General features: G+C 52.2%; 18 protein-coding genes and 3 pseudogenes. 6 read left to right on the top strand and 15 right to left on the bottom strand.

The window, feature by feature from the left end:
- Positions 1–50: 50 nt before the first annotated feature.
- From BRW62_RS15520 to cpdA, 4 genes and pseudogenes are all read right to left on the bottom strand, one after another.
- Positions 51–1,261: pseudogene (locus BRW62_RS15520) on the bottom strand (ISL3 family transposase).
- 59 nt (positions 1,262–1,320) lie between these two features.
- Positions 1,321–1,665 (bottom strand): ArsR/SmtB family transcription factor, encoded by a 345-nt coding sequence (locus BRW62_RS08640; RefSeq protein WP_099799098.1) that lies wholly within the window; start codon positions 1,663–1,665, stop codon positions 1,321–1,323.
- Positions 1,666–1,887: 222 nt separating this feature from the next.
- On the bottom strand, positions 1,888–3,525 hold the full coding sequence (locus BRW62_RS08635) for a B12-binding domain-containing radical SAM protein (protein WP_376787942.1): 1,638 nt from the start codon (positions 3,523–3,525) through the stop codon (positions 1,888–1,890).
- A gap of 109 nt (positions 3,526–3,634) precedes the next feature.
- Positions 3,635–4,426: a 3',5'-cyclic-AMP phosphodiesterase gene (gene cpdA, locus BRW62_RS08630; protein ID WP_099799096.1), complete on the bottom strand. Its 792-nt coding sequence runs from the start codon at positions 4,424–4,426 to the stop codon at positions 3,635–3,637.
- Between the two features lie 153 nt (positions 4,427–4,579).
- Between cpdA and BRW62_RS08625 the strand changes: the two genes are divergently transcribed.
- The 6 genes from BRW62_RS08625 to BRW62_RS08600 all read left to right on the top strand — a co-directional run bounded on the left by BRW62_RS08625 (position 4,580) and on the right by BRW62_RS08600 (position 11,561).
- Entirely contained in the window at positions 4,580–5,623 is a 1,044-nt protein-coding gene (locus BRW62_RS08625) for a coiled-coil domain-containing protein (protein ID WP_099799095.1), read from the top strand.
- Between the two features lie 71 nt (positions 5,624–5,694).
- Positions 5,695–6,642, top strand: coding sequence for a F0F1 ATP synthase subunit gamma (locus tag BRW62_RS08620; RefSeq protein ID WP_099799094.1), 948 nt, complete (start codon positions 5,695–5,697; stop codon positions 6,640–6,642).
- 50 nt (positions 6,643–6,692) lie between these two features.
- Positions 6,693–7,733 carry a glycosyltransferase family 4 protein gene (locus BRW62_RS08615; RefSeq protein ID WP_227517330.1) on the top strand — a complete coding sequence of 347 codons (1,041 nt, stop codon included), beginning with the start codon at positions 6,693–6,695 and terminating at the stop codon, positions 7,731–7,733.
- A gap of 92 nt (positions 7,734–7,825) precedes the next feature.
- Positions 7,826–8,563 carry a 3-oxoacyl-[acyl-carrier-protein] reductase gene (gene fabG, locus BRW62_RS08610; protein WP_099799093.1) on the top strand — a complete coding sequence of 246 codons (738 nt, stop codon included), beginning with the start codon at positions 7,826–7,828 and terminating at the stop codon, positions 8,561–8,563.
- A gap of 30 nt (positions 8,564–8,593) precedes the next feature.
- A complete protein-coding gene (locus BRW62_RS08605; protein WP_099799092.1) occupies positions 8,594–11,329 on the top strand; it encodes a valine--tRNA ligase in 2,736 nt (911 codons plus the stop codon).
- Positions 11,316–11,561 (top strand): hypothetical protein, encoded by a 246-nt coding sequence (locus BRW62_RS08600; protein ID WP_099799091.1) that lies wholly within the window; start codon positions 11,316–11,318, stop codon positions 11,559–11,561. Before BRW62_RS08605 ends, BRW62_RS08600 begins: the two co-directional genes overlap by 14 nt.
- A 550-nt stretch (positions 11,562–12,111) precedes the next feature.
- On the opposite strand, the gene BRW62_RS08595 is transcribed toward BRW62_RS08600, so the two are convergent.
- The 11 genes and pseudogenes from BRW62_RS08595 to BRW62_RS08545 form a co-directional block, all read right to left on the bottom strand.
- Positions 12,112–13,053, bottom strand: a complete 942-nt coding sequence (locus tag BRW62_RS08595) for a GDP-L-fucose synthase family protein (RefSeq protein ID WP_099799897.1) — start codon at positions 13,051–13,053, stop codon at positions 12,112–12,114.
- Between the two features lie 12 nt (positions 13,054–13,065).
- Positions 13,066–13,590, bottom strand: a pseudogene (locus BRW62_RS15260) (GDP-mannose 4,6-dehydratase); the annotation flags it as partial.
- A gap of 1,005 nt (positions 13,591–14,595) precedes the next feature.
- A pseudogene (locus tag BRW62_RS15255) lies at positions 14,596–15,171 on the bottom strand (GDP-mannose 4,6-dehydratase); the annotation flags it as partial.
- A gap of 41 nt (positions 15,172–15,212) precedes the next feature.
- Complete coding sequence (locus BRW62_RS08580; RefSeq protein ID WP_227517328.1) at positions 15,213–17,087, bottom strand: TolC family protein; 1,875 nt, start codon at positions 17,085–17,087, stop codon at positions 15,213–15,215.
- 254 nt (positions 17,088–17,341) lie between these two features.
- Positions 17,342–18,388 (bottom strand): chemotaxis-specific protein-glutamate methyltransferase CheB, encoded by a 1,047-nt coding sequence (gene cheB / locus BRW62_RS08575; RefSeq protein WP_099799090.1) that lies wholly within the window; start codon positions 18,386–18,388, stop codon positions 17,342–17,344.
- A 47-nt stretch (positions 18,389–18,435) separates the two neighbouring features.
- Positions 18,436–18,849: a response regulator gene (locus BRW62_RS08570; protein WP_099799089.1), complete on the bottom strand. Its 414-nt coding sequence runs from the start codon at positions 18,847–18,849 to the stop codon at positions 18,436–18,438.
- Complete coding sequence (locus BRW62_RS08565; RefSeq protein WP_099799088.1) at positions 18,836–21,112, bottom strand: hybrid sensor histidine kinase/response regulator; 2,277 nt, start codon at positions 21,110–21,112, stop codon at positions 18,836–18,838. Before BRW62_RS08565 ends, BRW62_RS08570 begins: the two co-directional genes overlap by 14 nt.
- Before the next feature lie 14 nt (positions 21,113–21,126).
- A complete protein-coding gene (locus BRW62_RS08560) occupies positions 21,127–22,473 on the bottom strand; it encodes a methyl-accepting chemotaxis protein (RefSeq protein WP_099799087.1) in 1,347 nt (448 codons plus the stop codon).
- A 50-nt stretch (positions 22,474–22,523) separates the two neighbouring features.
- On the bottom strand, positions 22,524–23,549 hold the full coding sequence (locus tag BRW62_RS08555) for a chemotaxis protein CheW (protein WP_099799086.1): 1,026 nt from the start codon (positions 23,547–23,549) through the stop codon (positions 22,524–22,526).
- A gap of 11 nt (positions 23,550–23,560) precedes the next feature.
- Positions 23,561–24,694, bottom strand: a complete 1,134-nt coding sequence (locus BRW62_RS08550) for a response regulator (protein ID WP_157768345.1) — start codon at positions 24,692–24,694, stop codon at positions 23,561–23,563.
- A 539-nt stretch (positions 24,695–25,233) separates the two neighbouring features.
- Positions 25,234–26,592, bottom strand: a complete 1,359-nt coding sequence (locus BRW62_RS08545; protein WP_099799084.1) for a methyl-accepting chemotaxis protein — start codon at positions 26,590–26,592, stop codon at positions 25,234–25,236.
- Positions 26,593–26,798: the final 206 nt, after the last annotated feature.

Below are 26,798 nucleotides of genomic sequence, written 5' to 3'. Positions count from 1 at the left end.
GATATTGAGCTTTGTGCTTACCTTTCTCGGCTCTATCGTCCGAGTTATGCTTAATCAATAGCTAAATGCCAGCAAATTAAGCAACGTAACTGAAAATTGTCAAAGTTCCTGAACCCATAACCTGACCGCTTGATCAGCTTCAATTTATTGTTAATACCTTCAACAACACCACTATTTGTGTGATTATCAAAATAGGCGGTGACTTCACCAAACCACCGACAAATTGTTCTTACGCTCTCTTGAAAAGAATCCTGAGCTTGAGCTAACCAATCGAGCAATTGAAAGGTTCCATCTTTCCAATCTTTTGCTTGCTCAAAGATGGCTCTAAACGATTCCTTCTCCTGATGCATTCGAGCCAGACTTGGCACTACTTCTCGAATTTCTTCCAGTTTTGCTTTTTGCTTCTGAGTTAGATTTTCCTCCGGCTTGAGTAACGCATATTTACTTTGTTTGAGCGCGGCTGCAATCTGGGCTTTCTGGACTTCATTTACCGTCTGCTCATTCGCTTTACAAATACTTTGTCGAGCCTTATCCAATTCCTGATTCACAATCTTCATAACATGAAATCGGTCGGCAACCACTGTAGCATTCGGTAGGAGTTTATGAACCAAACTTTTATAGTTTCCAGACAGGTCAATGCTCGCCTCAATAATTTGATTGAGTACTGCTGCTCCCCATGCCTCAAGCACTTGCCTCACATCTTCCTGCTTGCGAGAAGGGGCAAAGGCAAGGGGAATTCGCCGCTCTAAATCGACCAAAACAACTATGTAATCTCCTTGTCCTTTACCTAAGGAAATCTCATCTATACCTAATCGTTTTACTGAATTCACATCGACGTGGAGTTTTTTTTACTGACATACTGTACCATTGACCATACTTCTTCATCAGTGAGACCATTTGAAATTGCAACATTATGAATGTCGCTGTGCAAAACCTGTTGCACGATTGACTGAGCAAATCGATCCGTTTGCTTGCGACGATTGCCGATGAAATCGAGCGTTTCACTGAATGGCTTACCACAAGTTCGACACTTAAACTGGCGACGATTGATCTTAAGAAATACGGTTCGTCCACTGATGCTTAAATCTCGCACTAGATACCAATGATTCTGGTGTAAATGACAACTTTTTTGTTTGCAACGTGGGCAAATCGCCTCGGTTGTCTTTGCTTCCACTATAAGAATCAATTCTCCCGCAACATCGGTATAATCTTCAACCTCAATTCCAGGTAGGTTGACTAGATCAGTTAGAAGTAGCTGCATATCTCAGATTTCGTATAGCATGTTACATTAGCATACCAAGTCCGATAGACCCGATTTTTTTAGGAAAAGTTATTCGCCCACTGGCTGACGGCTTGGGATTGCTCCTCAAGTCGCTGCCTTAAGCGTTGGCAGACCAGATCACACAAGGGAAAAATAGTTGGATCTGCAATTTCGTAATAGACAGTAACCCCTTGGGGGTGGCGACGCACCAAGCCTGCTTGAGCCAAGGTTTTCAAATGCTTAGACACATTGGCTTGGCCTAAGCCAGTATGCTGAATAATTTCTGAGACATTGCGTCGTCCCTGTTTTAGGGCGCACAACACTTGCAGGCGACTTGGCTCCGCCAGCACCTTGAAGTAGTCTGCCACGTGCATCAATAACTCAGAAGAGGGAGATTCAATCATTTCATGTCGTGCAGCACTATTGCTAAATCGGTGTTGCTGAATGTGGCTATGAATTCCCTCATCCCCAACCCGTCTCCCCAAGGAGAAGGGAGCTAAGAGTCTTGTTCCCTCTCCGTTGGGAGAGGGCTAGGGTGAGGGCGGCAAAAGACTCAAACCCGAAAGTCATACGTCTATTCAGCAATGCCGTAAACCCATATAGTTCATTATATAACTAAGCAGTAATTAGCGGAGTTTTACCGATAGTCCAGCCGTTTGTAGGGGGGCGGCTGCTGTTGCTGTTTTGCGTAGCCGCTGGGAATAGAACGACGCTGCCTCATCACCTCGGGCGCATTCTTGGGCGAAATTAATCAAGTGATGTCCTACCACACCAACGTGGATGAGTTGTTCAATTTGCGCCTTCTTCAGGGCAGGCCAAGCCAGTTGCCAAAAGGTGTCTCGATAACTACTGCGAAGACCCACCTGCCAGAGGATATTTTTCATAATCCGCAGACCCCGGAGAATATTTTCGCGACTTAGCCGTGCTCGGCTATTGGGGACGGCAATGCGGTTGGGATAGGTGTGCTCCATCTGATAGGCAAACCGTTCGTAGAGAAATTTTGGTTCGTAGGCGGTGGTAATGGTGCGCCGCCACATCTCTACTACTTCTTCGTAGGGCATCAGGAATTCGACATTAGATTCGCGATTTTCGTCATGGTTGAGGCGGCCTTCAGCTTCCAGTCGGCGCCACAGGGGGGTTCGCGGTAGGGCGTGGAGCAGGTTAATGGTGAGGGTGGGAATGTGGGAGGCACGAATGAAGTCAAGGATGCGATCGCCCGTTTCAGGGGTATCGGTATCAAACCCAATAATGATCCCTGAGACGACTTCCATGCCATAGCTATTCAGGGTTTGCACCGCCTGTAAAATCGGCATACTCAGGTTTTGGTCTTTGTGGATGGCGTGCAGCGCCTCTGGCTCCGGCGTTTCAATGCCACAGAACACTGTGCAGAAGTACGCCTCCCGCATCATCTCCAGTAGTTTGGGACTTTGGGCAATATTGAGGGTGGCTTCACAGGCAAATTGCAACGGATAGCCATTGGCTTTTTGCCAGTCAATGAGGTGGGGTAATAACTCAGTTACCGCGCGGCGATTGCCAATGAAGTTATCATCTACGAAATAAACGGCTCCCGGATTCCCCGACGCCAGCATGGTATCCAATTCTTTGAGAATTTGCTGGGGCGTTTTGAGGCGCGGATTACGGCCATAGAGTTCGGGAATGTCGCAGAACTCACAACGAAAGGGGCAGCCACTGGAAAACTGCACACTGCCAAGAAAATAGTTTGCCATCCGCACATGCTGATAAGCAGGTATGGGAAACTCACTGAGGGGGAGGCGAGCAGTGGTTTCAAAGATCAGTTGCTGCGGTGGTCGCTGAGAGCCATACTCGTCAAAGTAGGCAATCATTTTGTCGGTGGCATCGCCTAACTCCCCCAAATGCAAAATATCAACATCGGGGTAGTACTCAGGACAGCTAGACACCGATGGTCCTCCGAGTGCCGTGAGTTTACCGTGGCGGTGGGCAATTTCATTAATTTCGTTAATTTGGGCGCGTTGAATGTGCATCCCGCTAGTGATGACAACGTCTGCCCAAGCGTAATCAGCCTCTTTGGCCGGAGCCACATTCTCATCAATGAGGCGCACTTCCCACGACTCTGGCAAGTAGGCAGCCACCAGCAGAATCCCTTGGGGCGGCATAAAGGCACGGACGGTGCCCATGAGCGGGTAGGCGTGGTGAAAGGTGCCAAAGGAACGGCTGTAGCGAGGGAATACACAGAGAATACGGCGATGGTTGCGAGGAGTATAGGGGATGCGACCAGTGGTCATCTCCGGTACCAATTTGATCTCATCGGTGCTCCGACTTAGGTTCATGACCCAACACTCCTAACCTGCTTGTAATTAGGTATAGCCTACAAAGGCGATTGTCGCCTAGTTTTTAGTAGCCCTCAGAAGTAAAATCCAAGGTGAGTGGAATGGTCACGCGCTGGATTTGGGTTCTAACGGTGCCATCGGCCTCTAGCCAAAGTTGACGAAACCCAGGCCCGATGGGTTCAAGAGTAAATTTAGCCGCACGGGGTAAAAACTGAATACAGGTGGAGGGGCACCCGAGGTAGGTCACTCCTTGGCGCTCGGCCATAAAGGACTGGTGAATATGACCAAACAGCACTAGCTTGACCTGAGGATGACGGTCTAGGATGCCAAAGAGTGCCTCTGGGTTTTGCAGGCGGCTACTGTCTAGCCATGGTGCACCCGTGCGAAAGGGAGGGTGGTGCAGGGCAATGAAGGTGGGGCGATCGCTGCAGTTGCTTAACTGGTCGTCCAGCCAGTGTAGCGTCGTCTCACTTAAGGCACCGTGAACCTGACCCTCAACTTGAGAATTCAGCAGAATGCCTTGCCACGCCCCAAGGGACATGAGGCGATCGCCCCTGAGGGGCGGTTGCGCAAGGGCAGGGATCATGGCGGCGGGATCATCATGGTTCCCGGGAAGCCAATAGACCGGGCAGGGGAAGGTCTTCAAGGCGTTGGCAAGGTTTGTGTAGGTTTGGGTGCACGGCTCTTGCGCCAAGTCGCCGGTTAATAACAATGCATCCGGTGGGGGGAACTGGTGTTGGAGCGTGTCTAAAATAGCGGCCAAGGAATCCGCGGTGCGTAACCCTAGCAGTGTGCCACTGCTGTTTGAAAATAAGTGCAAGTCTGATAATTGAATCAGGTATGCTGATTGACTCATACAATTTAAGTAACTCCAAGAATGGTGAGGATCCCGAGCCAAAAAATTTCTTTTCAGACAGTTTGCTGCTTCTAGCCTAGAGAATAGTATCGGCGATCGCTATAGCTATAATTGGAAGAATTCTTAGCGCCTTATCAACTGAGGTGACAGACTATGCCAAGTCCCGAAAATCCTAGCAACCCACCCGATGATTTGTTAGAAACCATTATTACGGATTTGGGGGAACTGGCACGCACTGCGAGTCAACCTGAGGAGGTTGATTTAAGCTCCCTCGCTGCCGAATTAGAATCGCTGACCAGTTCAGCAGAGCAGCGGGCGATCGCCCAAAATGCTGACCTGCAAGAGCAAATTAGCCAACTGACCACTGAACTAACGACTCTCCAAACCGAGCGAGATCACCTCAACCGCGAACTCAGTGACCTACGAGCGAATTATCAAAGGGCTACCGCAGAGGTTCAGCGCCTGCAAGAGCAATTGGCCAGTCAGCAAGCTACACACGCAAGCGATCTATTAAAAGAACAAGTTGCGCGGTTAACGGCTGAAAAAACTGCTCTTGAGGGAATGCGCCAAAACTTGGAACAGGAGCTTGCCCAAGCCATCACGCAGCAAGAAGAGCTACAGCAGCAACTGCTAACGCTGCAAGACCAAGCGACGACTCTAGCAGAACTCAACGCCCAACTCACCTCACTGCAAACCGAAAAGGCTGCACTAGAGCAGCAACTACAGGACGCCTTAGCCGCCGCCCCCCCAGACTCCCTAGAAGAAACGGCGCTCCTCAACGAACCCCACGATATTGGTCTGGCGCAGCAATTAGCACAGTTGACGCGGCAACTGACCCAAGTGGAAACAGAGCGCAATACCCTCAACGCAGAACTAGAGCAGATAAAGCTAGAGGCCGATGCACTGCGCCACGACAATGAGGCCTTGCGCGCTCAAGTCTCAACAGTTGTACCCACAGAATTAACCCTTGCCGCTCAGGAAAACCGCCATCTAAAACGGCAGTTGCGCCGACAGGGGTATGCACTTTGGCTAACGGGGATTGCAGCAACAGTTATTTCCGCCCTGAGTGTGAGCTTAACCTTACCGCAGCCGGTGGGGCGGGTTGTTCCTCCCTTAGCTGCCTTGGCTGTCCCGATTCTCACAGTGTTAGCGCGGGGACGCTCACCTGAGATAGCCCCGACGGAAACCCCCACCTAGGCGATCGCGGCGATCCCCCTCTAGGCTAAAATCTTAGGGCAGGGACGCTTTGCTTAGGAGTATAGATTACCGTGCCCAATCTCAAAGCTATTCGCGATCGCATCAAAACCATCAAAGATACCCGCAAAATTACCGAAGCCATGCGCCTCGTGGCGGCAGCAAAAGTGCGCCGTGCCCAAGAGCAGGTGATGGCGAGTCGTCCCTTTGCCGATCGCCTAGCTCAAGTGCTCTACGGGCTACAAACGCGGCTACGCTTTGAAGATGCCAACTTACCCCTACTGGCAAAACGTCCTGTAAAGACTGTGGCCTTGTTAGTTGTTACCGGCGATCGCGGCCTCTGTGGCGGTTACAACACCAACGTGATTCGTCGCGCCAAGGAGCGCACCGAAGAACTAGAGGCAGAGGGAATTAAATATACCCTAGTGATCGTGGGTCGCAAGGCGGCTCAGTACTTCCAGCGCCGTGACTATCCCATCGATGCGGTTTATTCTGGCCTCGAGCAAATCCCCTCTGCCAGCGAAGCAGGCCAAATTGCCAATGAGTTGCTCTCCCTCTTTTTGTCAGAAACCGTGGATCGGGTGGAGCTGATCTACACCAAGTTTGTCTCATTGATTAGCTCGAAGCCGGTGGTGCAAACGCTGCTCCCCCTTGATCCGCAAGGACTAGAGGCAGCCGATGATGAAATTTTCCGTCTGACCACCCGGGCCTCCCATCTGGAGGTGAACCGCGAGAAGGTCACTTCAAACCTGCCAGCACTGCCCCCAGACATGATTTTTGAGCAGGATCCCGTACAGATCCTAGATGCGCTCTTGCCCCTCTACCTGAGCAACCAATTGCTGCGGGCACTGCAAGAAGCCGCTGCCTCAGAGCTAGCCGCGCGGATGACGGCCATGAATAACGCCAGCGACAACGCCCAAACCCTCATTGGTACACTGACCCTGTCCTACAACAAAGCTCGCCAAGCGGCCATTACCCAAGAGATTCTCGAAGTGGTCGCCGGTGCTGAGGCACTGCGTTAAGGCGAGGGGGATTTCTGAAGCTCCTGTTTGCATCGACCTCTGTCGGGCCGTTGGGTACCGGTCAAGGGGGTGGGGTTGAACTCACCCTCCTCAATATGGTCTTGGCTTTGCAACCCCGCGGCTACGAGATTCAGATTCTTGCTCCCTGTGGATCGCGCCTGCCAGTACCCGCTGCCATTGAGGAGATTCCCGGTGCCCTACAGGTGCCTGCCCAGCATCAACGCCGAGACCAGCCGATTGTCATGCCCAGCAATAGTGTCCTAGCTAATCTGTGGGCACGGGTGCGGCAGCTACAGCAGGGGTACGATCTCATCGTTAATTTTGCCTACGATTGGCTACCCTTTTATCTGACTCCATGGTTATCTCGACCGGTGGCACACTTGGTGAGTATGGCTTCGATTTCTGAGGTGATGGATCAGGCGATCGCCACTGTGATTGACCAGTATCCCGGCAGTATTGGGGTCTATACGCGCACCCAAGCAGCGACCTTTCCCTTTGGCGATCGCTGTGTATGCTTAGGCAGTGGCCTAGACTTAAGCCTCTACGAATTTTGCGCCGACCCCGACGATGTCCTGTGCTGGCTGGGGCGCATTGCCCCCGAAAAGGGGTTAGAAGATGCCGTGGCAGCGGCAAATGTGACCCGCACTCCCCTAAAAATTATGGGACAGATGCAGGATGTTGACTATTGGCAGCGAATTCAGGCTCAATATCCCGATGCCCCCATTGAATACCTTGGGTTTTTGCCCACCCAACAGATGCAGGCACACCTACGGCGGTGTAAAGCCTTGCTGCTCACCTCCCGCTGGGTCGAAGCCTTTGGCAATGTGGTCATTGAAAGTTTAGCCTGCGGCGTGCCCGTCATTGCCTACGATCGCGGGGGGCCCAGTGAAATTGTCCGCCATGGGCAAACGGGCTTTTTAGTGACCCCCGATTCAGTGCCCGACCTTATTAGTGCCCTTGGTCAAATTGAGCAGATTCGTCGCTCAGCGTGCCGCCAACAAGCGGAGCAAGAGTATAGCCTTAAGGCCTATGGGGATGTGGTCGAACGCTGGCTAAAGGATGTGTACTACCGCGATGCCCCTAAGGTGTAGGGCATATCATGATGGTATGATGAGCGGTGAAGCGAACTAATAGCGAACGAATGATGAGTGATGTCTCATCTGGTCATTAGGAGAATATAGGGTTGAGTGAAACAGCAGTTGCCATTGTTACTGGTGCATCCCGTGGGATTGGTCGGGCGATCGCCCTTGAGTTAGCTGGCCAAGGAGCAGCCGTCGTTGTTAATTATGCGCGATCAGCAGAGGCGGCGATGGAGGTCGTGCACACCATTCAAGGCCAAGGGGGACAGGCAACGGCGATCGCTGCGGATGTCTCTGTGGCTGAAGAGGTTGAAACCCTTGTCGCCAAAACCCTAGACACCTATGGCCGCATCGATGTGCTTGTTAACAATGCAGGCATTACCCGCGATACCCTGCTGCTGCGGATGAGCCTTGAGGACTGGCAAGCCGTGATTAACCTAAACCTGACGGGCGTATTTTTGTGCACCCGGGCGGTGAGTAAACTAATGCTCAAACAAAAACGGGGGCGAATCATTAATATTGCTTCAGTGGCAGGGCAAATGGGCAACCCCGGCCAAGCGAACTACAGTGCCGCCAAAGCAGGGGTGATTGGCTTCACCAAAACCGTTGCTAAAGAACTGGCCAGTCGGGGTATTACCGTCAATGCCGTTGCCCCCGGCTTTATTGCCACAGACATGACCGCAGGGCTGAAAGCTGATGAAATTCTTAAATTTATTCCCCTTGGTCGTTACGGTAACCCCGAAGAGGTTGCGGGCATGGTGCGGTTTTTAGCCCTTGATCCAGCCGCCTCCTACATTACCGGCCAAGTCTTTAATGTTGATGGTGGTATGGTGATGGCTTAAGCCATTGCCCGTTGAGTTGTACCCTAAGCCATGACAAACGCGATTACGCTCCCGAGTCAGTACGATCCACGTCAGACTGAAGCCAAGTGGCAGCAACAATGGGAAAGCAGCGGCGCTTTCCATGCTGATCCACAGCACAGCGGTACCCCCTACTGTATTGTAATTCCGCCCCCGAACGTTACGGGCAGCCTGCACATGGGGCACGCCTTTGAACACGCGCTCATCGACGTTCTGGTTCGCTACCACCGGATGCGTGGCGACAATGTCCTGTGGCTGCCGGGTACCGATCACGCCAGCATTGCCGTCAGTGCGATTTTAGATCAGCAGCTACAGGCAGAGGGAACAACCCGCTTTGCCATTGGTCGGGATGCATACCTAAAGAAAGCATGGGAGTGGAAGACCACCTCCGGCAATACAATTGTTTCTCAACTACGGCGCCTAGGGCTGTCGGTGGACTGGTCGCGGGAACGGTTTACGATGGACGAGGGCTTATCCCGTGCGGTTTTAACGGCCTTTAACCGGCTTTACGAGGCGGGGCTTATCTACCGTGGCAAATACCTAGTGAACTGGTGCCCCGCCAGTCAATCCGCTGTCTCGGATCTGGAAGTGGAAAACCGCGAGGTGCAGGGGCACCTATGGCATTTACGCTACCCCCTCTCTGATGAGTCAGGCTATTTAGAAGTGGCCACAACCCGCCCAGAAACCATGCTGGGGGATACCGCCGTAGCCGTCCATCCGGACGACGATCGCTATCGCCATTTAATCGGCAAAACCCTGCGCCTGCCGCTCATGAACCGCGACATTCCAATTATTGCGGATTCGCTGGTTGATCCTGCCTTTGGCACGGGGTGCGTCAAGGTGACCCCTGCCCATGACCCCAACGATTTTATCATGGGACAACGCCATCAGTTGCCAATGATTAACCTCATGCACAAGGATGGCACCCTCAATGAGAATGCTGGTGAGTTTGCAGGGTTAGATCGCTTTGTGGCTCGCAAGACAGTCGTCGAGCGACTGAAAGCTGAGGGCTATTTAGTGAAGGTTGAGGATTATAAGCATACTGTTCCCTACAGCGATCGCGGCAAAGTGCCCATTGAACCCCTCCTCTCCACCCAGTGGTTTGTAAAAATCCGTCCCCTAGCCGACGCAACCCTCCACGCCCTCGATCAGGACAATTCACCACGGTTTATTCCGGAGCGATGGGCCAAAGTCTATCGGGACTGGCTTGTGAACCTACGGGACTGGTGTATTTCACGGCAACTCTGGTGGGGGCATCAGATTCCTGCGTGGTATGTCATTAGTGAAACCAACGGCGAGGTGCGCGACGACACCCCCTTTGTGGTAGCTATGGACGAGGCTGAGGCGCGCTCAAAAGCAGTGGCGCAGTTTGGTGAGGCTATCCAACTGCAACAGGATGAGGATGTCTTGGATACGTGGTTCTCGTCGGGGCTATGGCCATTTTCCACCCTAGGTTGGCCCGAGGATACGCCTGACTATCGCTGCTACTACCCCAATGCCACCTTAGTGACAGGGTTTGACATCATCTTCTTCTGGGTTGCCCGCATGACAATGATGGGGCAGTACTTTACAGGTGCCATTCCCTTCAGAGACGTGTATATTCACGGCTTGGTGCGGGATGAAAACAACAAAAAAATGTCTAAATCTGCCAACAATGGCATTAATCCCCTTATCCTGATTGAGAAGTACGGCACCGATGCCCTGCGCTATAGCCTTGTCAAGGAAGTGGTGGGAGCAGGTCAAGATATTCGCCTAGAGTACAACCGCAAAACCGATGAGTCGGCCACCGTCGAAGCCGCGCGTAACTTTGCCAACAAGCTGTGGAATGCGTCCCGCTTTGTCTTGATGAACTTGGAGGGGCAGTCCCCCGCCCAGTTAGGAACCCCAACACCTGCTGCCCTAACCCAAGGCGATCGCTGGATCTTAAGCCGTTATCACACCTGTATTCAGGCGACCACGCACCGAATTGACACCTACGGCCTAGGGGAAGCCGCTAAAGGACTCTACGAGTTCATTTGGGGGGATTTCTGCGACTGGTATATTGAACTGGTCAAGCCTCGCTTGCAGGGAACTGATCCCCAGGCCAAGCGCACTGCTCAGCAGGTCTTAGCCACGGTGCTCGATGGTATCCTGCGCTTGTTGCACCCCTTTATGCCCCACATTACCGAAGAGATTTGGCATACCCTCCACCAAGTTGATGACTCTCAGTTGTTAGCGCAGCAAACCTATCCCCTTGCCGACCCCGCCCACATCAATGGAGACCTGGAAACTCAATTTGCGCTGGTGCTGGAGACAATCCGTACCATTCGTAATCTGCGGGCTGAAGCGGGGATTAAGCCCGGATTAATGATTACGGCGCTTATTGATGCCAGTGCCGATGATGCTGCCATACTGACGACGAGCGCAGCAGATATTTGCCATCTAGCACGCCTCGAGACCCTCACCATTGCCCCAGGCGTCCAAGCCCCGGCTCAAGTTTTTAGCGGCGTGGTGGGCAGCAGTGAAATTCTGATTCCCCTAGCTGGCGTGGTCGATCTGGAGGCACTCGTTACAAAACTCACCAAGGATCGCGATCGCCTCCAGCGAGAGATCGAATCCCTCAGTGCTCGGCTTAACAATCCTAAATTTCTGAATAAAGCGCAACCCGAGGTGGTGACTGCCGCCCAACAGCAGCTCGCCGCTGCCCAGCAACAATCAGCTATCCTTGAGCATCGTCTGCACGCCTTAGCCAACCATGAAAAAATCTAACTCACCGAACCAAGACCCCACAATTACCATTCCAGTCGCGGCGATGCAGGCAGCGGAAGAGGGACGGCTCATCGATGCCATCAAACTTACCCGAGAGCAGCTAGGGGTTGATCTCAAAACAGCCCAGCAAGCGGTTGAGGCTTATAGTAGTGATGTGGGCGGGCTAAAACCCCTCCGCTTTAGCGAGGGGATACAGCCAACTCAGGGGGCTTTAGCCCTCTCTATGTGTTAAACTAGAGACGTGGAAAGTAGGCGTATCAACTACGCGAAGAAACATCCTAGTACGGAGAAATCCCGGCAAGTAAGTCACTACCGCTTTGGCGGCAAGCCTAAACCACTGCAAGCAATGGCAGGATGTTGAGCGTATCGAATTGGCTAGTGTTGAAAAGCGCGAAACCACGAACCAAAACATAAACGTAGTCCCAATAGCAGAAATGCTTGAGGTGAGTAGGGGGTCTTTGACTGCCCCCACCCGCATTAAGTTGTGGGTGACAGCTCAAGGGAAAAGCGAAGCAACGCGGCTTCAGCCCGTTGCGCAGCATCCGTTGGGAATCCCCTCTCTTTCAAGGAGGGGAGAAGTCAACTAAACAATGAGTAATTGAGGGCGTTGCTGAATAGACGTATGACTTTCGGGTTTGAGTCTTTTGCCGCCCTCTCCCAGAGGAGAGGGAACAAGACTCTTAGCTCCCGTCTCCTTGGGGAGAAGGGTTGGGGATGAGGGAATTCATAGCCACATTCAGCAACACCTAGCTAAAGCAGGTACTGCTGCGCTAGCCTATCGCCTATCCTTGATGATGTAACGCACGGTACCAAGCAATGGTTTGCCGCAAGCCCTCTGCCAAAGAAACCTGAGCACGAAAGCCAAACGCCTGCGCTGCTTGAGATGTATCTAAACAACGGCGGGGTTGGCCATTGGGTTTATCGGTTTGCCAGTGAATCTCGCCGTTGAAATCCATCAGGTGGGCAATCATCATTACTAGGTCTTTAATCGTAATCTCTTCACCGGTGCCGAGGTTAATTGGATCAGGCTCGTTATAGGCTTGAGTGGCCATGACAATGCCCCGGGCAGCATCTTCCACGTAGAGAAATTCACGACTGGGGCTGCCGTCTCCCCACACCTCTATTGCGGTCTCCCCCCGCTGCTGGGCAGAATGAATCTTGTGAATCAATGCGGGAATGACGTGGGAACTGGCAGGGTCAAAGTTATCCCGTGGGCCATACAGATTAACCGGAAGCAGATAAATACCATTAAAGCCATATTGTTGCCGATAGGCTTGTAATTGCACCAACAGAGCTTTCTTAGCAATGCCGTAGGGGGCGTTGGTTTCTTCAGGGTAGCCATTCCACAGATCGCTTTCTTTGAAGGGCACCGGCGTGTATTTAGGGTAGGCGCAGATGGTGCCGATACAAACAAACTTTTCCACGCCAGCACGATAGGCACAATCAATGAGTTGCGCCCCCATCATGAGGTTGTCGTAAAAGAGTTCTGCCGGCTTGGCTTGATTCAGGCCAATCCCGCCCACATGGGCCGCAAGGTGAATCACAATTTGTTTGCCGTCCACTGCCTCTTTACAATCATCAAGGCGGCGCAGATCGTACTTCTGCCGACCGACGCAGGTAATCTTATCGCAGTCGGCACCCGCGCGGATGAGTTCGGCAGTAACTTGACGGCCTAAAAAACCAGTGCCACCCGTTACTAAAATATATTTTTCTGCTAGGCTCATCATGATTGACCGTTAATCTGCTTTGCTGATTGCTTGGCGGTTAGCCACCACATCCAACACGGTTTCCGAGGTGGATTGGGGCGCATCGGAACTGAGGCCAACGGCGTGGAGATCCGCCTGCACCATCAAGGCCACCAGTTCTGGAAAGGTCACCGATGGCTGCCACCCCAGCAGGGTCTTTGCTTTTGTGGGGTCACCTAGCAGCAAATCAACTTCGGTGGGCCGCAGATAGCGCGGGTCAAACTCGACGTAGTCTTGCCAGTTTAGCCCCACATGGCCAAAGGCTAACTCTAAGAATTCACGGACGGAGTGGGTTTCGCCAGTGGCTACAACGTAATCATCGGGTTGGGGATGTTGCAGCATTAACCACATGGCACGCACATAGTCCTTGGCGTAACCCCAGTCTCGCTGGGCATCGAGGTTGCCAAGGTAGAGTTTGTCCTGCAAACCCGCCACAATCCGCGCCACTGCCCGGGTAATCTTGCGGGTCACAAAGGTTTCACCACGACGGGGGCTGTTATGGACAACGACACAACCGACACCAGCCACAAAGCGTCCGGATTGCGTCGCCAGATCCACCACCCATTCATCATCTTCGATGGCAGCCGCGTCGATCTTACGAATCTCGGCAGCGGGCTGCCGCAAGTGCTGCCCCTTCTCCCCTAACGGCTGAGCCGTTGATAGGTTGAGCTGATAGTAGCTCCTGCCGTGCCGCTGCTCTAGGTAAACCGATGCCGTTCTGCCTTGGTGCGCGTACAACCAATATAAGCCTTGCGCCAGCAGGGGGCTATTTGTTCGGATACTTTCGCCATTTCCTGCCTTCAGGCCATCACCAGCATAGTAGCCACCCAAGAAAGCTGCTTGGATCTCTGGGTTGGCATTTAAGATGATGGGGGGGACGCGTTTCAAACCGTCATCCGAATATAACTGACTGCGCAGCCACTTCACTGTTGCTTGCCCTGAGCCGCTGAGATAGGTCTGACCGACGGGATGGCAGTCAAACTCTGAAGTGCCAGTTGAAAACCGGGCATTGCCCAGAAAGAGCCGCGACCACAGTTCGGCAATGCGCTGTTGCAGCTTTGGGTCATTATTCGTGAACTGAATAACTGTGCGATCGCCACTCGGAATGTAGCCATCAGCCGCCATCAGCCCTAAAAACTCGCCCATTTCCGGTGTAACCGCAGTCCACGCTGGCGTTGGCGGCATTGACTCCGCTAGCAGGAGGGTATCGCCGATCTGCAAACTGTCTGCGCGGCATTCGGTTTCATCAGACCGAATCAGGGTGTGGTGAGCTGTACAGGTAACAACACCACCCCGCCCGTGGATCGCTAACAGTTCATGGTCAGGATCATCCTGCCGTCGTTTCGTTGCTGTGATAGCAACCACCGCTGTCCAATCCCTGCCATCCCAGACCTCAACCCCCACAAGGTCAAAGTGCTGAACGTTTGGTCCTTTGCGGCGCAAGGGAATTAATTCTCGCGGTGTGACTACATTGAGGGTGCCATTTATCCTAACAATCAGGGGGGTGTTGAGGGGAATGCATTCATGGTTGAACAAGATACCGTTACAGGCAAACAGGTTATAGGCTTCGCGGTAGTTCACGGTTTGCCAGTGGGCATACACTTTAGCACAGGCGTAGGGACTGCGGGGATAAAAGGGGGTTGTTTCCCGTTGGGGAACTTCCTGTACCAACCCAAACATTTCCGAGGAACCGGCTTGGTAGAAGCGCACTGCGTTGCCGGTGCGGTCTTGGTACTCGCGAATCGCCTCCAGAAGCCGTAGCGTCCCCATCGCCACGGTTTCCACTGTATATTGTGGTGCATCAAAGCTGACGCGCACGTGGGACTGGGCACCGAGGTTATAGATTTCATCGGGTTGACTCAGTTCAATAATGCGCCGTAGGGTGCCGCCATCGGTGAGATCACCGTAGTGCAGTCGCAACCGGGCTGTTTCTTGGTGGGGGTCAACGTAAATGTGATCAATGCGGTCGGTATTAAAGGTGGAGGTGCGGCGGATAACCCCATGGACTTCGTAGCCTTTTTCTAATAACAGTTCACTCAGGTAAGACCCGTCTTGGCCGGTAATGCCTGTAATTAATGCCCGTTTGCGATCGCCCATGCTACCTTCTAATACCTAATACTGCGTGTATCTTTACCCTATCATTGCCCTTGGGCGGCGGGTGCCACAGTGGCGCTGCTCAGCCGCGTTTGCGCTGGATAGCCGACGGCACGCTTTAGAACCGCTAGGGAGCGATTGTAGTTCAAAATGGCCGCCAATAGGTTGCCTTGGGCTTGGGTCAAGTTTGTTTCGGCACTGGTGACTTCCTGCTGAGTGCCCACTCCCGCCTGAAAACGCAACCGCGCTAGCCGCAGTCCTTCTGTGGCTTGGGTAACGGCTGTGCGAGCGGTGGTGATGTTGGTTTCGTTAGCCTTCAGGTTAATGTAGGCTGTTTCCACCTCAAGGCGGATAATATCCTTTTGATTGGCGTACTGCGCTTCAGCAGTGGCGGCAAGGGCTTCTTGCCGGGCGGCACTGGCACGGGCGTTACCGCCATCAAATAAGGCCAGTTGCATTTGAATGCCCACCCCATAGCCAAAGCGCGGATCTAGGCTATCGGTGAGATGATCCAACATATTGCCACTGGCAAACAGACTGACCTGTGGGCGAATGGCCGCAAGGGCAACTTGGCGATTTTTTAGGGCAATCTGGCGCTGGAGCAGCCGCTGCTCGAGTTCAACGCGATTGGCAAACGCAAGGAGAATGCTGTCCTCAACAGACAAAGGCCACTGGCCTTCGGGTTCCACCCTGTCGGCGATCGCCACATCGACGCTTTGGTTCACATTCAACCGTTGTGCCAACTGTCGCCGGGTCGTCACTTCTAAATTACGGGCTTGGCTGAGGTTTTGCTGGGCATTGGCAAGGCTGACCTCTGCCGTTAACACATCCAACAAGGTACCAATACCTGCTCGCTCAAAGGCAACCGCATCCCGTAGGGTCACTTGGGCGTTGGCCACTGCTGCTTCGGCAATTTGCACCTGTACCTTCGCTTGCTGTGCCAAATAGTAGTCCGTGCTCACGTCCAAGAGCAGTTGATCCAGTTGTCGCTGCACTTCTAACTCACTAAAGCGGACTTGATCCCGAGCAGCTTGAATCGATGCTGCCCGGCCGCCAGAGGTAAAGAGTGTATAGTTCATGACTAAGGCAGCGTTGGAGGTTGCACCTGCGGTCGCGCCAAATAAATTGGTAAAAAAGTTGGTGGAGTTGAGTTGGTTAACGGGGGCAAGCGTAACCGGCGTAAAGGAAGAGGGAGTCACCGCTTGAGTGGCACTGTTCTGCAGTTGTTGCAGTTGTTGCTGCAACTCAAGGTTTTGTTGATCGGCAAAAGTAGTGAGTTGCGAACCTTGAAAGCGTTGCTGTAGGCGCTGCACTTGGTTGGCTAAGATACGGCTGGCCTCTAGTTGCTGACCCGTAAGCTGTTGCAGTCCTTGTTGTTGCTGCTGCTGTTGCAGGGATAGCTGCTGCTGAACATTGAGAGGTAAGTAGGCGGGCTGGCCGCTAGGGCGAGTGGCTTGCCCCACGCTCGCTTGGAAAGAAAAGGTGGGATAAAGCTGGCCAAGGGCTTGATTGAGTTGTGCCCGCGCCCGTTGGAGTTGCAGCTCACTAATTTGCAGCCCCAAGTTATTGCGAATAGCCACCTCAAGAGCTTGATCAAGGGTCAGGGGTTGTGTCAGATCAATGGTCACATCGGTAGGTAAGGCCAGCGCATCTGGAGTGGGGTTCAGCGGCATTAATGCTGGTTGACTCACCGCCGCTGCCGGTGCTTGGGCAACGCTTGGCTCAGGTGCGGGGTCAGCGATGCTTGCTGGGGTAACTGCCACCTCAGCCGCTACAGACATCGCAGCCACCTGATCAGCACTCATTACCTCAGCGTGCGCTGGGGTTAAGCTAATAAGCATCCTCCCAAAGGCGATTGGGGCGATCGCCACCACCCGAGCTGCCAATCGTCGTTTCAGGGCAAACGCAAAATAGTTCATGATCTGCACTTAGACGCACAGCCAGTTCATTGGGGTTAAACCGCGGTGTAGTCTAAGGACAGGAAGAGGTTGCCAGCAGACACCCATTGATTCACTCCCACATCACACAGCTATTCTGCAAAACTCTAACATGATCCTGCGAATTCCGTCTCTTGACCTGCTTTAAGCGATGGTGGGTGAGGCCGGTAAAAGACTCAAACCCGAAAGTCATACGTCTATTCAGCAACGCCGGATATGGTGTAATAGCTACCCACTCATTGATCTTGGGTAACCGCTACCAATTCCGCCAAAACTGTCCCTATCCGTTCAATGGGTAGTATATATCTGACAGCGCCAAGGGCGATCGCCTCTTTTGGCATCCCAAAAATGATGCTCGTGGCTTCGTCTTGGGCAATTGTGATACCCCCCACTCTAGAGATGGCCTGCATTCCTGCTGCGCCATCATCCCCCATCCCCGTTAACAGCACCCCAATCGCTGCTTCACCATAAAACGCTGCGAGAGAGCGGAGCATCACATTGACGGATGGGCAATGGCGTTCACCCTCGACAGGGGGACTGAGGCTCAACTTACCGCGGCGATCCACTTCTAAGTTCCAGCTATCGGGAGCAAAATAGACAACCCCCGGCTGGGGCGTATCGCCAGCATTGGCAATGGTGACCCGCAGCCTCGTTTCTCGTGCCAACCAGGCCACCAAGCCACTCAAAAACCCAACACTAATGTGCTGAGTACATACAATGGGCACGGGAAAACTGGCGGGAAGATCTTGCAAGATTTTAGCAATGGCTTGGGGCCCCCCTGTTGAGGCGCCAATTCCAACAATGGCCGCTTGCTTGGCGGTAACGGTGGCCTGAAGGTAGGCAGGTGCCCTTGCACTCGCGGTAGGGCGCGGCTGTAAGGGGCGGGTAAACACCTTGACCCCTGCTAGGACACGGATTTTATTGATCAGTTCATTGCGGTCGTAGTCTGCCATTAAGCCACTACTTGGTTTTGGGAAGACATCTGTGGCTCCCGCTTGCAGCAGTTCAAACGCCGTTTGCGCCTCACGCACGGCAACACTAATAACCAAAACAGGACGAGGCGCACGAGCCATCAGTTGGCGGGTAAACTCTCGCCCATCCATCTCTTTCATATAGAGATCGGTGCAGACAACATCAGGTTGGCACTCCGGAATTTGCAGCAGTGCCTCTCTGCCGGTGACCGCAGTTCCCACCACAACGATATCTGGGGCAGTCTGCAAGAGTTGCTTGAGAATACTCAGGGCAATGGGGGAATCTTCCACCAAAAAAACACGGATGGGCATTCAAGGCTATCCAGAAACCTTGCTGATAGGATAGCGCGAACTCTTGCCTAGGGAGTCTTTTTGCTGGCCAGAACACGAATTTTGGTGACTAGGGTATGTTTCAAGCGCTCGTAATCTGTCGCAGAGCCTGTCGTGGGCTTCGGGAAGAAGTCTAGGGCGCCCGCTTGCATCAGGTTATAGATATTGTCCACATCCGTCGGCTGTACGGCATTACTAATCACTAGCACTGGCCGGGGAAAGCGTTTCATCACTTCTTTGGTAAACTCCAGCCCGTCCATGCCGGGCATTTGTAAATCGGTACAGATGACATCCGGCTGGGTGCGCTCAATAATTTCTAGGCCAGAGGCTCCATCTAAGGCTGTTCCGACCACCTCCACTTCCTCGGAGGAGTTAATCAATCGCTGTAGAATCTCAAGGGCAACGACTGAGTCTTCAATTAAAACCACTTTAATTTTGCTCATGAATTAGCTCCCTTAGGGTATCGAGTAGCAGGGTTTGGTCAAAATTTCCTTTGGTGAGGTAAGCGTTGGCACCAGCAGCAAGGGCACGTTGGCGATCGCTGGCAGCGGCTAAGGTGGTCACCAGCACAATGGGTAACCGTTGGTATTCCGGTAGTTGCCGAATGCGTTGGGTCATTTCAATGCCGCTTTGCTGAGGCATTTCAACGTCAGACACAATGGCATCGAAGGTGCCAGTGCGCAACTGCTGAAATCCATCGGCTCCGTCCACGGCGGTGGTGACCTCGTACCCTGAGCGCTCTAAAATTCGCCGCAGTTGGGTGCGGATGGGGAGGGAATCTTCCACCAGTAAGATCCGTGGCTTTGTGGGCGGCTTCAAGACAGTGCTAGGTTGGGGGCGATCGCCCCCGGTTGCGGTCACTAGTGCACTAGGTTTCAGCAGATGGCAAATGTCTCCCGTTTCCAGAACAGTGACCCCTAACAGATGGGGAATGCCGCTGAGGAAGGGATGATGGGGTTTTAACTGTACTTTTTGGAAGTTCACAATCTCATCCACAATCAGCCCGCGATAGCGATCGCCATGGCGCAGAATTATACAGGGATACCGCGGTTGGTGACGGATCCCCCCCTCTTGATTGAGAATATCTGCTAACCAACTGATGCTGACCGGCTGCTGCTCCCACAGTAGGGTTGGCTCTGCTCCCCCTAAGATTAATTCCTCGTGGCGCAACAGCAGCGTGGTGGCGATCGCCTCAACCGGCAAACCATAGACGTAATCGTGCAGGCGCACTGTAAGGATCGAGACAGTGGCTCGATTGGCACGCAGTGTAATTTGAAAACAGCACCCCTTCCCCGCGGTCGAGATCACATTAATCGTGCCATTGAGCTCCTCGACGTTAGCCCGCACCACATCTAACCCCACCCCTCGCCCTGAGAGGCTACTGACCTGGGCACGGGTTGAAAATCCGGGGGCAAAAATCAGGGCTTCGACCTGAGACCGACTCATTGCTGCCAAGGCGTCGGCACTATACAACCCCCGCTGGAGTGCCGTTTGTTTAATTGCGTCATGATCTAAGCCACGACCATCATCCATCACCTCAATCACCACTTCATTCCCGTTAGTTCGTCCCCGCACCGTGAGAGTGCCTTGGGGAGGCTTACCCTGTTGCTGTCGCTCTTGGGGCAGTTCAATCCCATGGTCTAAGGCATTGCGCACCAAGTGGGTCAAGGGGTCTTTCATGCCTTCGAGAATGCGGCGATCAACCATGACCTCCGCGCCTTCAATCACCAGTTGTACTTCTTTCTTTTGCTCCTTGGCAATATCTCGCACCGCCCGCGGCAGCAAGTTAAAGATGGTACCTAAGGGCAAAAATTGCAAATTTTGAATCTCATTCTCAAGGCCATTGACCACCGCTGTAAGGTGGGCATCATCAACACCTGCGCGTGCCTGTAATTGCTGTAGCGATCGCCCAAGGGAGTCGAGTTGCTGCCGTAGGTGATCGTAGTGCTGCCGCAGGGTCAACAATTCTGGATGGGGCTGAAGTAAGCGCTGGCTAGCAAGAAGGTGAACCTGCGCCTGCTCCCAGTACGCCAGTCCCTCGACAATGAGTTCCTGCTGCCGAGCAATGCGCTGTTGGGTCACTGTTAAATCACCGATGGCGGTCATGAGGCTATCCAACGTGCTGCTGGCCACCCGTACACTCTCAATGCGATAGTGATCCTGCCCAGTCACCGTGGCTGTCGGTGCTGTGGTTCCCTCTTCTTGGGACGATATTTCAGAGGAGTCCTCAAGGAAGGGGCTTGAGGAGGGGGCACTCATCAACGCATCTAAGTCATCGACTTCCGCTTCGGCAGGCCTTGGGGGGTCAGGAGCCGGGGATGCGCCCTCTAGAAATTGCAACAGCTCGGCAGCCACATGAAAGGAACTGACATTGGCTGGCTCACCGGTCACGGCTTCATGGGCAATTTTCTTGACGGCATCTAGGGCACGGTATAGCCCCTCAAACAGGTGTGGCGACGGAACAAGGCGATTCTGCCGCCAGTGACTGAGAATCTCTTCAATATGGTGAATGATGGCTTCGGCCTCCGTCACCCCGAGCATCCGTGAGTCTCCCTTGAGGGAGTGGGCTTCCCGCAGAAGTTGGTCTAGGGGCGAGCGGTCTTGGGGGTTGGTTTCCAGAGCCAACAGCCCCGCCTCAAGCGCGTGCAGGTGCTCTGAGCTGGCAACCTGATACAGGGAGCGCAATTCATCATCTTCAATATACATAGGCTTATATAGGCTTATAGCAAGTTTTGCAATGTCTCAGCGGCTTCGACTAACTGCTGGGTAGCAGTCTTAATTTGCGATACACTCGTGGAGGTTTCCTGGGCACCTAAATTAATGGCATTCATGGCAGAAATGGCCTGCTGTACCCCCACTGCCTGCTGCTTGGAACTGAGGGCAATCTGCTGGCTGTTGAGGTGGACAGCATCAATAGCGTTGGCGATCGTGGCAAAGGTCTCGGACGTGCTATGGGCTAGCTTGGCACACTCGTTGGTGGCTTTCATCCCTTCATCGGTCACCATCACGGTACCATTCATCGCTGCTTGCACTTCGCGAATGAGGGTGGTAATTTTCTCTGCCGATTTCTTGCTTTGATCAGCCAGTTTACGCACTTCCTGTGCCACCACGGAAAAGCCTTTGCCATGCTCCCCCGCCCGGGCTGCCTCCACGGCGGCATTCAGGGCAAGGATATTGGTTTGGTTGGCAATATCGGCAACAAGTTCGGAAATGGCAGTCACCTGAGTGGTTTGCTCACTTAATTGCATAATTTTTTCGGCGATCGCCATGACATTGCCTTTGAGGGTGTCAATGCCTTCAACGGTGTGGTGCACCGTATCTTTACCGTAGGTGGCTAGCTCCATGGCTTGCTTAGCACCAGCGGCGGAAGCTTCGGCTTGCTCTGCGGACTGACGGGAGGAGGCGCCTAATTCTTCCATGGTGGTGGTTGTTTGGTTCACGGAAGCCGCTTGTTGGGCAATCACTTTTTCTTGCTCTGCAAGGGCAGCAGCCGTTTCATTGGAAGAGGTGGCAATTTGACTCGACAGCCGTGACAATAAGGTAATAATTCGATTAATGATTAAGATAACAACTACAAGTAAAGCAATTTCTAGGAGAATAATCACAGTTTCAGCGACTTTAACCCCTTGACTACTAGCTTTAGCGGCTAATTCGGCTGCTTTGACTGCTTCATCCGTGAGCTTAAAAAAATCTTCACTGTCTTGGGTGAGTTGGGCAACATTGATCTGGGGTTGTTGTAATTCCTGTTTAAGCTGCTGCCAGTCCGATTGTAGCCGTAACATTATGTTGCGGAACTGGGGATCCTTTGCCGCTGGAATCTCCATTTCGGCATCGCCATTGATCAGGGCATTGATCCGGCGATCGTTGCGAGCGACTAACTCATCAATCGGATTTCCAGCAAGGCGTAGCTTGACAATGCGTTGGGTTCCTCCTCGCACCAGACCGGCTTCATTGACCACAAGAGCTTCTTCACCAGCACGGTTCAATAATAAAATCACCCCTAAACCGGTCAAAGCCATAAAGGAAATAGCACCAACTAAGGAATACAGTTGATAGCGAATACGCATGAACACTTCCTACAACTATGGAACTCTAACAAACTATAAATCAATGTTGCCTAAGCGGCTGCTAAGGATGGCATCATCTTACTCAGTAACTGCTTGAGGTTTAATAATTTAATCACATGACTTCCTTGAATAATTGAGCCAACGTGGCCATTGTCATGTGCGGATAGAAATGAACTCAGTTGGACTTGCTGATAGTCGTAGGTCATAATCGTTTGTATGTCCTGAATTAAAATAGCAGTCATCATTGCGTTGACAGAGACAACCATTGCTTTTTTTAAGGGCAGGGGCGATCGCGTAAGGCGCAGTGGTTCGCGAATATCAAGAAGCGGGATGACATTCCCCTGCAAATGTAGATGACCCACGATAAACGGCGGTGCCCCCGGAATGGGCGCAACACGGTCAAGATCAATAAACTGCTGAATTTCCGTAACCGGAACCGCAAATAGCTCTCCTGCCAGTTCAAATACCCCCACGCTCAGCCTCTCATCCGCTTCGTTTGTTTGCTCATGGCTCCGGCTGAGATGCTGTTGCCGCTCTTTTAAGAGGGCTTGCTGGGCAGGTGTTGCCGTTGGCCAATAGCGGGCATAGAAATCATGGTAGGCAGAAGATTCAAGGTCTGGTTCACTAACAGATGAGGCGAAGTTTGCCACGGCGGCGGGTTCGCGAATCAGCCTCTCCACGTTGATGACAATGGCTAACTCGTCGTGCACCCGTGCCACCCCCGCCACAAAGGCAGTATTCACGGCACTCAGATGACCGTAATCTGGTTCCGGCAATAGATCCTCAGGGGCGATCGCTACCACATCTTCTACATGGTTAACCAGCACACCAAACCGTAGCCCGCAGGCAGCCATTAAAATGACAACATCGGTTTCTTGGCATCGGGGATGAGTCATTCCCAAACGGCAGCCAAGATGCATCACCGGCACCAACTCGCCCCGCACATTCATAACACCAATAATGTCAACAGGCGCTTCCGGTATCGTCGCCAATTCCGGCAAATTGATCAGTTCTTCCACCACTGGTAAAGGCAGGACACAGCTCAGCCCCTGCGATCGCAACTTTAGGTAGTCCATAGCAGCCAGTACTAGATAAATTTCTCAATCGTACTTAACAGGACGTCGCGATCCACGGGTTTGGTGAGGTAGTAATTTGTGCCTGCCATATGTCCTTTGGCACGATCAATTAAGCCATCCTTGGCCGTCAGCATGATCACTGGAATCTCCTTAAATTTTTCAATTTTGCGGATGGTGCGGCAAAACTCAAAGCCATCAATTTCCGGCATTGTTACATCTAAAAGAATTAAAGAGACGTTCCGGTTATTTAACAGCGACAGAGCATCAATGGCACTGGTGGCGCTAATCACTTCGTAGCGATCGCCCAAGGCACGACGAATCATGGCTTGGACAATAGGACTATCGTCCACGCTTAAAACAATGGGCAAGCCCACGGGACTATCATCATTGGCCACAAAACCAATCAAGCCATCATTGACCCAACGCAGATAAAGGGAGGCCAAGGCAAGGGAATCTTTATACAGCGCCTCGGCAATATCGGCAATGGTGTTTTCACCATTCACCCATGTTTGTAAGTGTTGAGCCGTTGCCTCATGGTGAATAGTTGCCAATGCCCCCTCATGGAGACGCGGAATGGCTTCAAAAGAAGGAATTGCTGGATACAACTGCTGCCATAGGCTTTTACGACTGTCAATGCGCTCCAACAGAGTACTGGGGTCAATGCCATGGGGAAGGTCGCCGTAGCTGAGATCCCACTCAGGGTTAGGCTGAGATTCAATCGTACAGGTATGGGGAGCAAGGCGCTCCAAGATAGTAACTAATCGCTCCGTCATCGCTTTTTCAATATCCTCCCAACTCAAGGCTCGCGTGTTGACAACGGCTTCAAGGATGGCGCGATAGGAGTAATTAGCAGTACGACTTTGGGCATACTGCATCAGGGTATCCATAAACCCCACCTTAAGCATCCTGCCGAGCAGCCACAATAACTCTTCTGGTGTTGGCAAATTTTTGGCGGCCATGGTTAGGTTGCCGTGGTAAACGCTAAGGTCATAGGCTAAGTGTCGCCCAGTGTCTGGGATATGAGCAGCCACCCGCACAATACCCGTGAACTGTTGAGTCCTCAGCATCTGTAGCATCTGTGGGAGCGGCATAACTGCCTCGAGGGTAGAGGCTGATGGATAGCGAGTATTCTCAAAGGCCTGCATGATCATTCCCCCTTCTAAGGTCTGAGCAATCAAAGGACTAAACAGTCACCTTGGTGTTGGAATTAAGCTTGTTGACTACGCACCTTAAGTGTTATAGTTCTAGCTTGCGCTTAACGCTGCTCCATTGCTTACGCTTATCCTATAGCAGTGCCATTCAATGCAATGTATTAATAAATACAATCAATGGGGTGTAATCACTAAACAATAATTAAGCAATTATGAAAGACATAAATTAAAATGCACAGCGGTGCTATTCTACCACGCATTTACTATTCTGCAAGTCATGCAAGGAATGTAGTCGTAATTTGTTTAAGGTACTGTTGGAGCATGGCCACAGTAATACCTTGATCAGAAGAAATTTTTTCATCTGGCGGGCAGTTCTGCAAGAGGATTTGAGCGGTTGTTAGGGACGGCGATCAAGTAAAGCTCCTTGTGGCTGAATTTGCAAGAGGAGGTCGCCTGAGGAAGTCAAGTTGCTGTCGCAGGTGCTTTATGCCAGTCCCTACTTTCAGAAGAATTGTCAATAGAAAGAAATAGGTTTATAGCGAGTTTTGTAATGTCTCAGCGGCTTCGACTAACTGCTGGGTAGCAGTCTTAATTTGGGAGAGGCTGGTCGAAGTTTCCTGAGCGCCTAAATTAATGGCATTCATGGCAGAAATGGCCTGCTGTACCCCCACTGCCTGCTGCTTGGAACTGAGGGCAATCTGCTGGCTGTTGAGGTGGACAGCATCAATGGCGTTGGCGATCGTGGCAAAGGTCTCGGACGTGCTATGGGCTAGCTTGGCACACTCGTTGGTGGCTTTCATCCCTTCATCGGTCACCATCACGGTACCATTCATCGCTGCTTGCACTTCGCGAATGAGGGTAGTAATTTTCTCTGCCGATTTCTTGCTTTGGTCAGCCAGTTTACGTACTTCCTGTGCCACCACGGAAAACCCTTTGCCATGCTCCCCCGCCCGGGCTGCCTCCACGGCAGCATTGAGGGCAAGGATATTGGTTTGATTGGCAATATCCGCAACAAGTTCGGAAATGGCAGTCACCTGAGTGGTTTGCTCACTTAATTGCATAATTTTTTCGGCGATCGCCATGACATTGCCTTTGAGGGTGTCAATGCCTTCAACGGTGTGGTGCACCGTATCTTTACCGTAGGTGGCTAGCTCCATGGCTTGCTTAGCACCAGCGGCGGAAGCTTCGGCCTGCTCTGCGGACTGACGGGAGGAGGCGCCTAATTCTTCGATGGTGGTGGTTGTTTGGTTCACGGAAGCCGCTTGTTGGGCAATCACTTTTTCTTGCTCTGCAAGGGCAGCAGCCGTTTCATTGGAGGAGGTGACCACTTGAGTGGAAATCTGCAACAGCGATTTAATAACACGCTGAATGACTATAGCAACAGAAATTATCAATATCATTTCTAGGCAAAAAATGATGGCTTGAATAATTCGACCATTGCGCTCAACTGCTGCGACAGATGCTTCTGCTTCCTTAACTGCCTCATCGACCAGCTTAAAAAATCCTTCACTGTTTTCAGCAAGCTGTGTCACATCAATAAACGGTCCCTGTATTTGCTCTTTAAGCTCTGGCCATGCAGACTGTACCTTTAGCATCAGGGCACGTAACTTAGGATCTCGTGCTGCTGGAATACCCATTCTAGGGTCGCCATTGATTAGGGCATTGATCCGCTCATCATTGGTACTGGCTTCCTTGTTAATCATGTCAATATTGCTTGCGGTAAGGCGTAGGTTGAGAACGCGCTGACCTGACTCTCGTACTCTATGGGTTTCATTGGAAATCAGGTAAGCTTGACGGCTTTGCTGCGAAATGTAGAACTCTAAACCTAAACCAATCAACGCTGTAGAGGCAATGAAACCAATCAGGGCGTAAAGTTGATAGCGAATACGCATGAATCTTCCTCGCAATTATGATGGTATGGAACTCTGACAAATGATAAATTAATGTTGCCTAAGCGGCTGCTAAGGATGGCATCATTTTACTGAGTACCTGATTCAGGTTTAATAATTTAATTACATGACTTCCTTGAATAATTGAGCCAACGTGGATCAATAATGTCAACAGGCGCTTCCGGTATCGTCGCCAATTCCGGCAAATT

The organism is Thermostichus lividus PCC 6715 (assembly GCF_002754935.1).
Taxonomy (GTDB): Bacteria; Cyanobacteriota; Cyanobacteriia; order Thermosynechococcales; family Thermosynechococcaceae; genus Thermosynechococcus; species Thermosynechococcus lividus.
The sequence above is the reverse complement of the archived record's forward strand: the minus strand, read 5'-3'. Positions and strand labels throughout refer to the sequence as shown.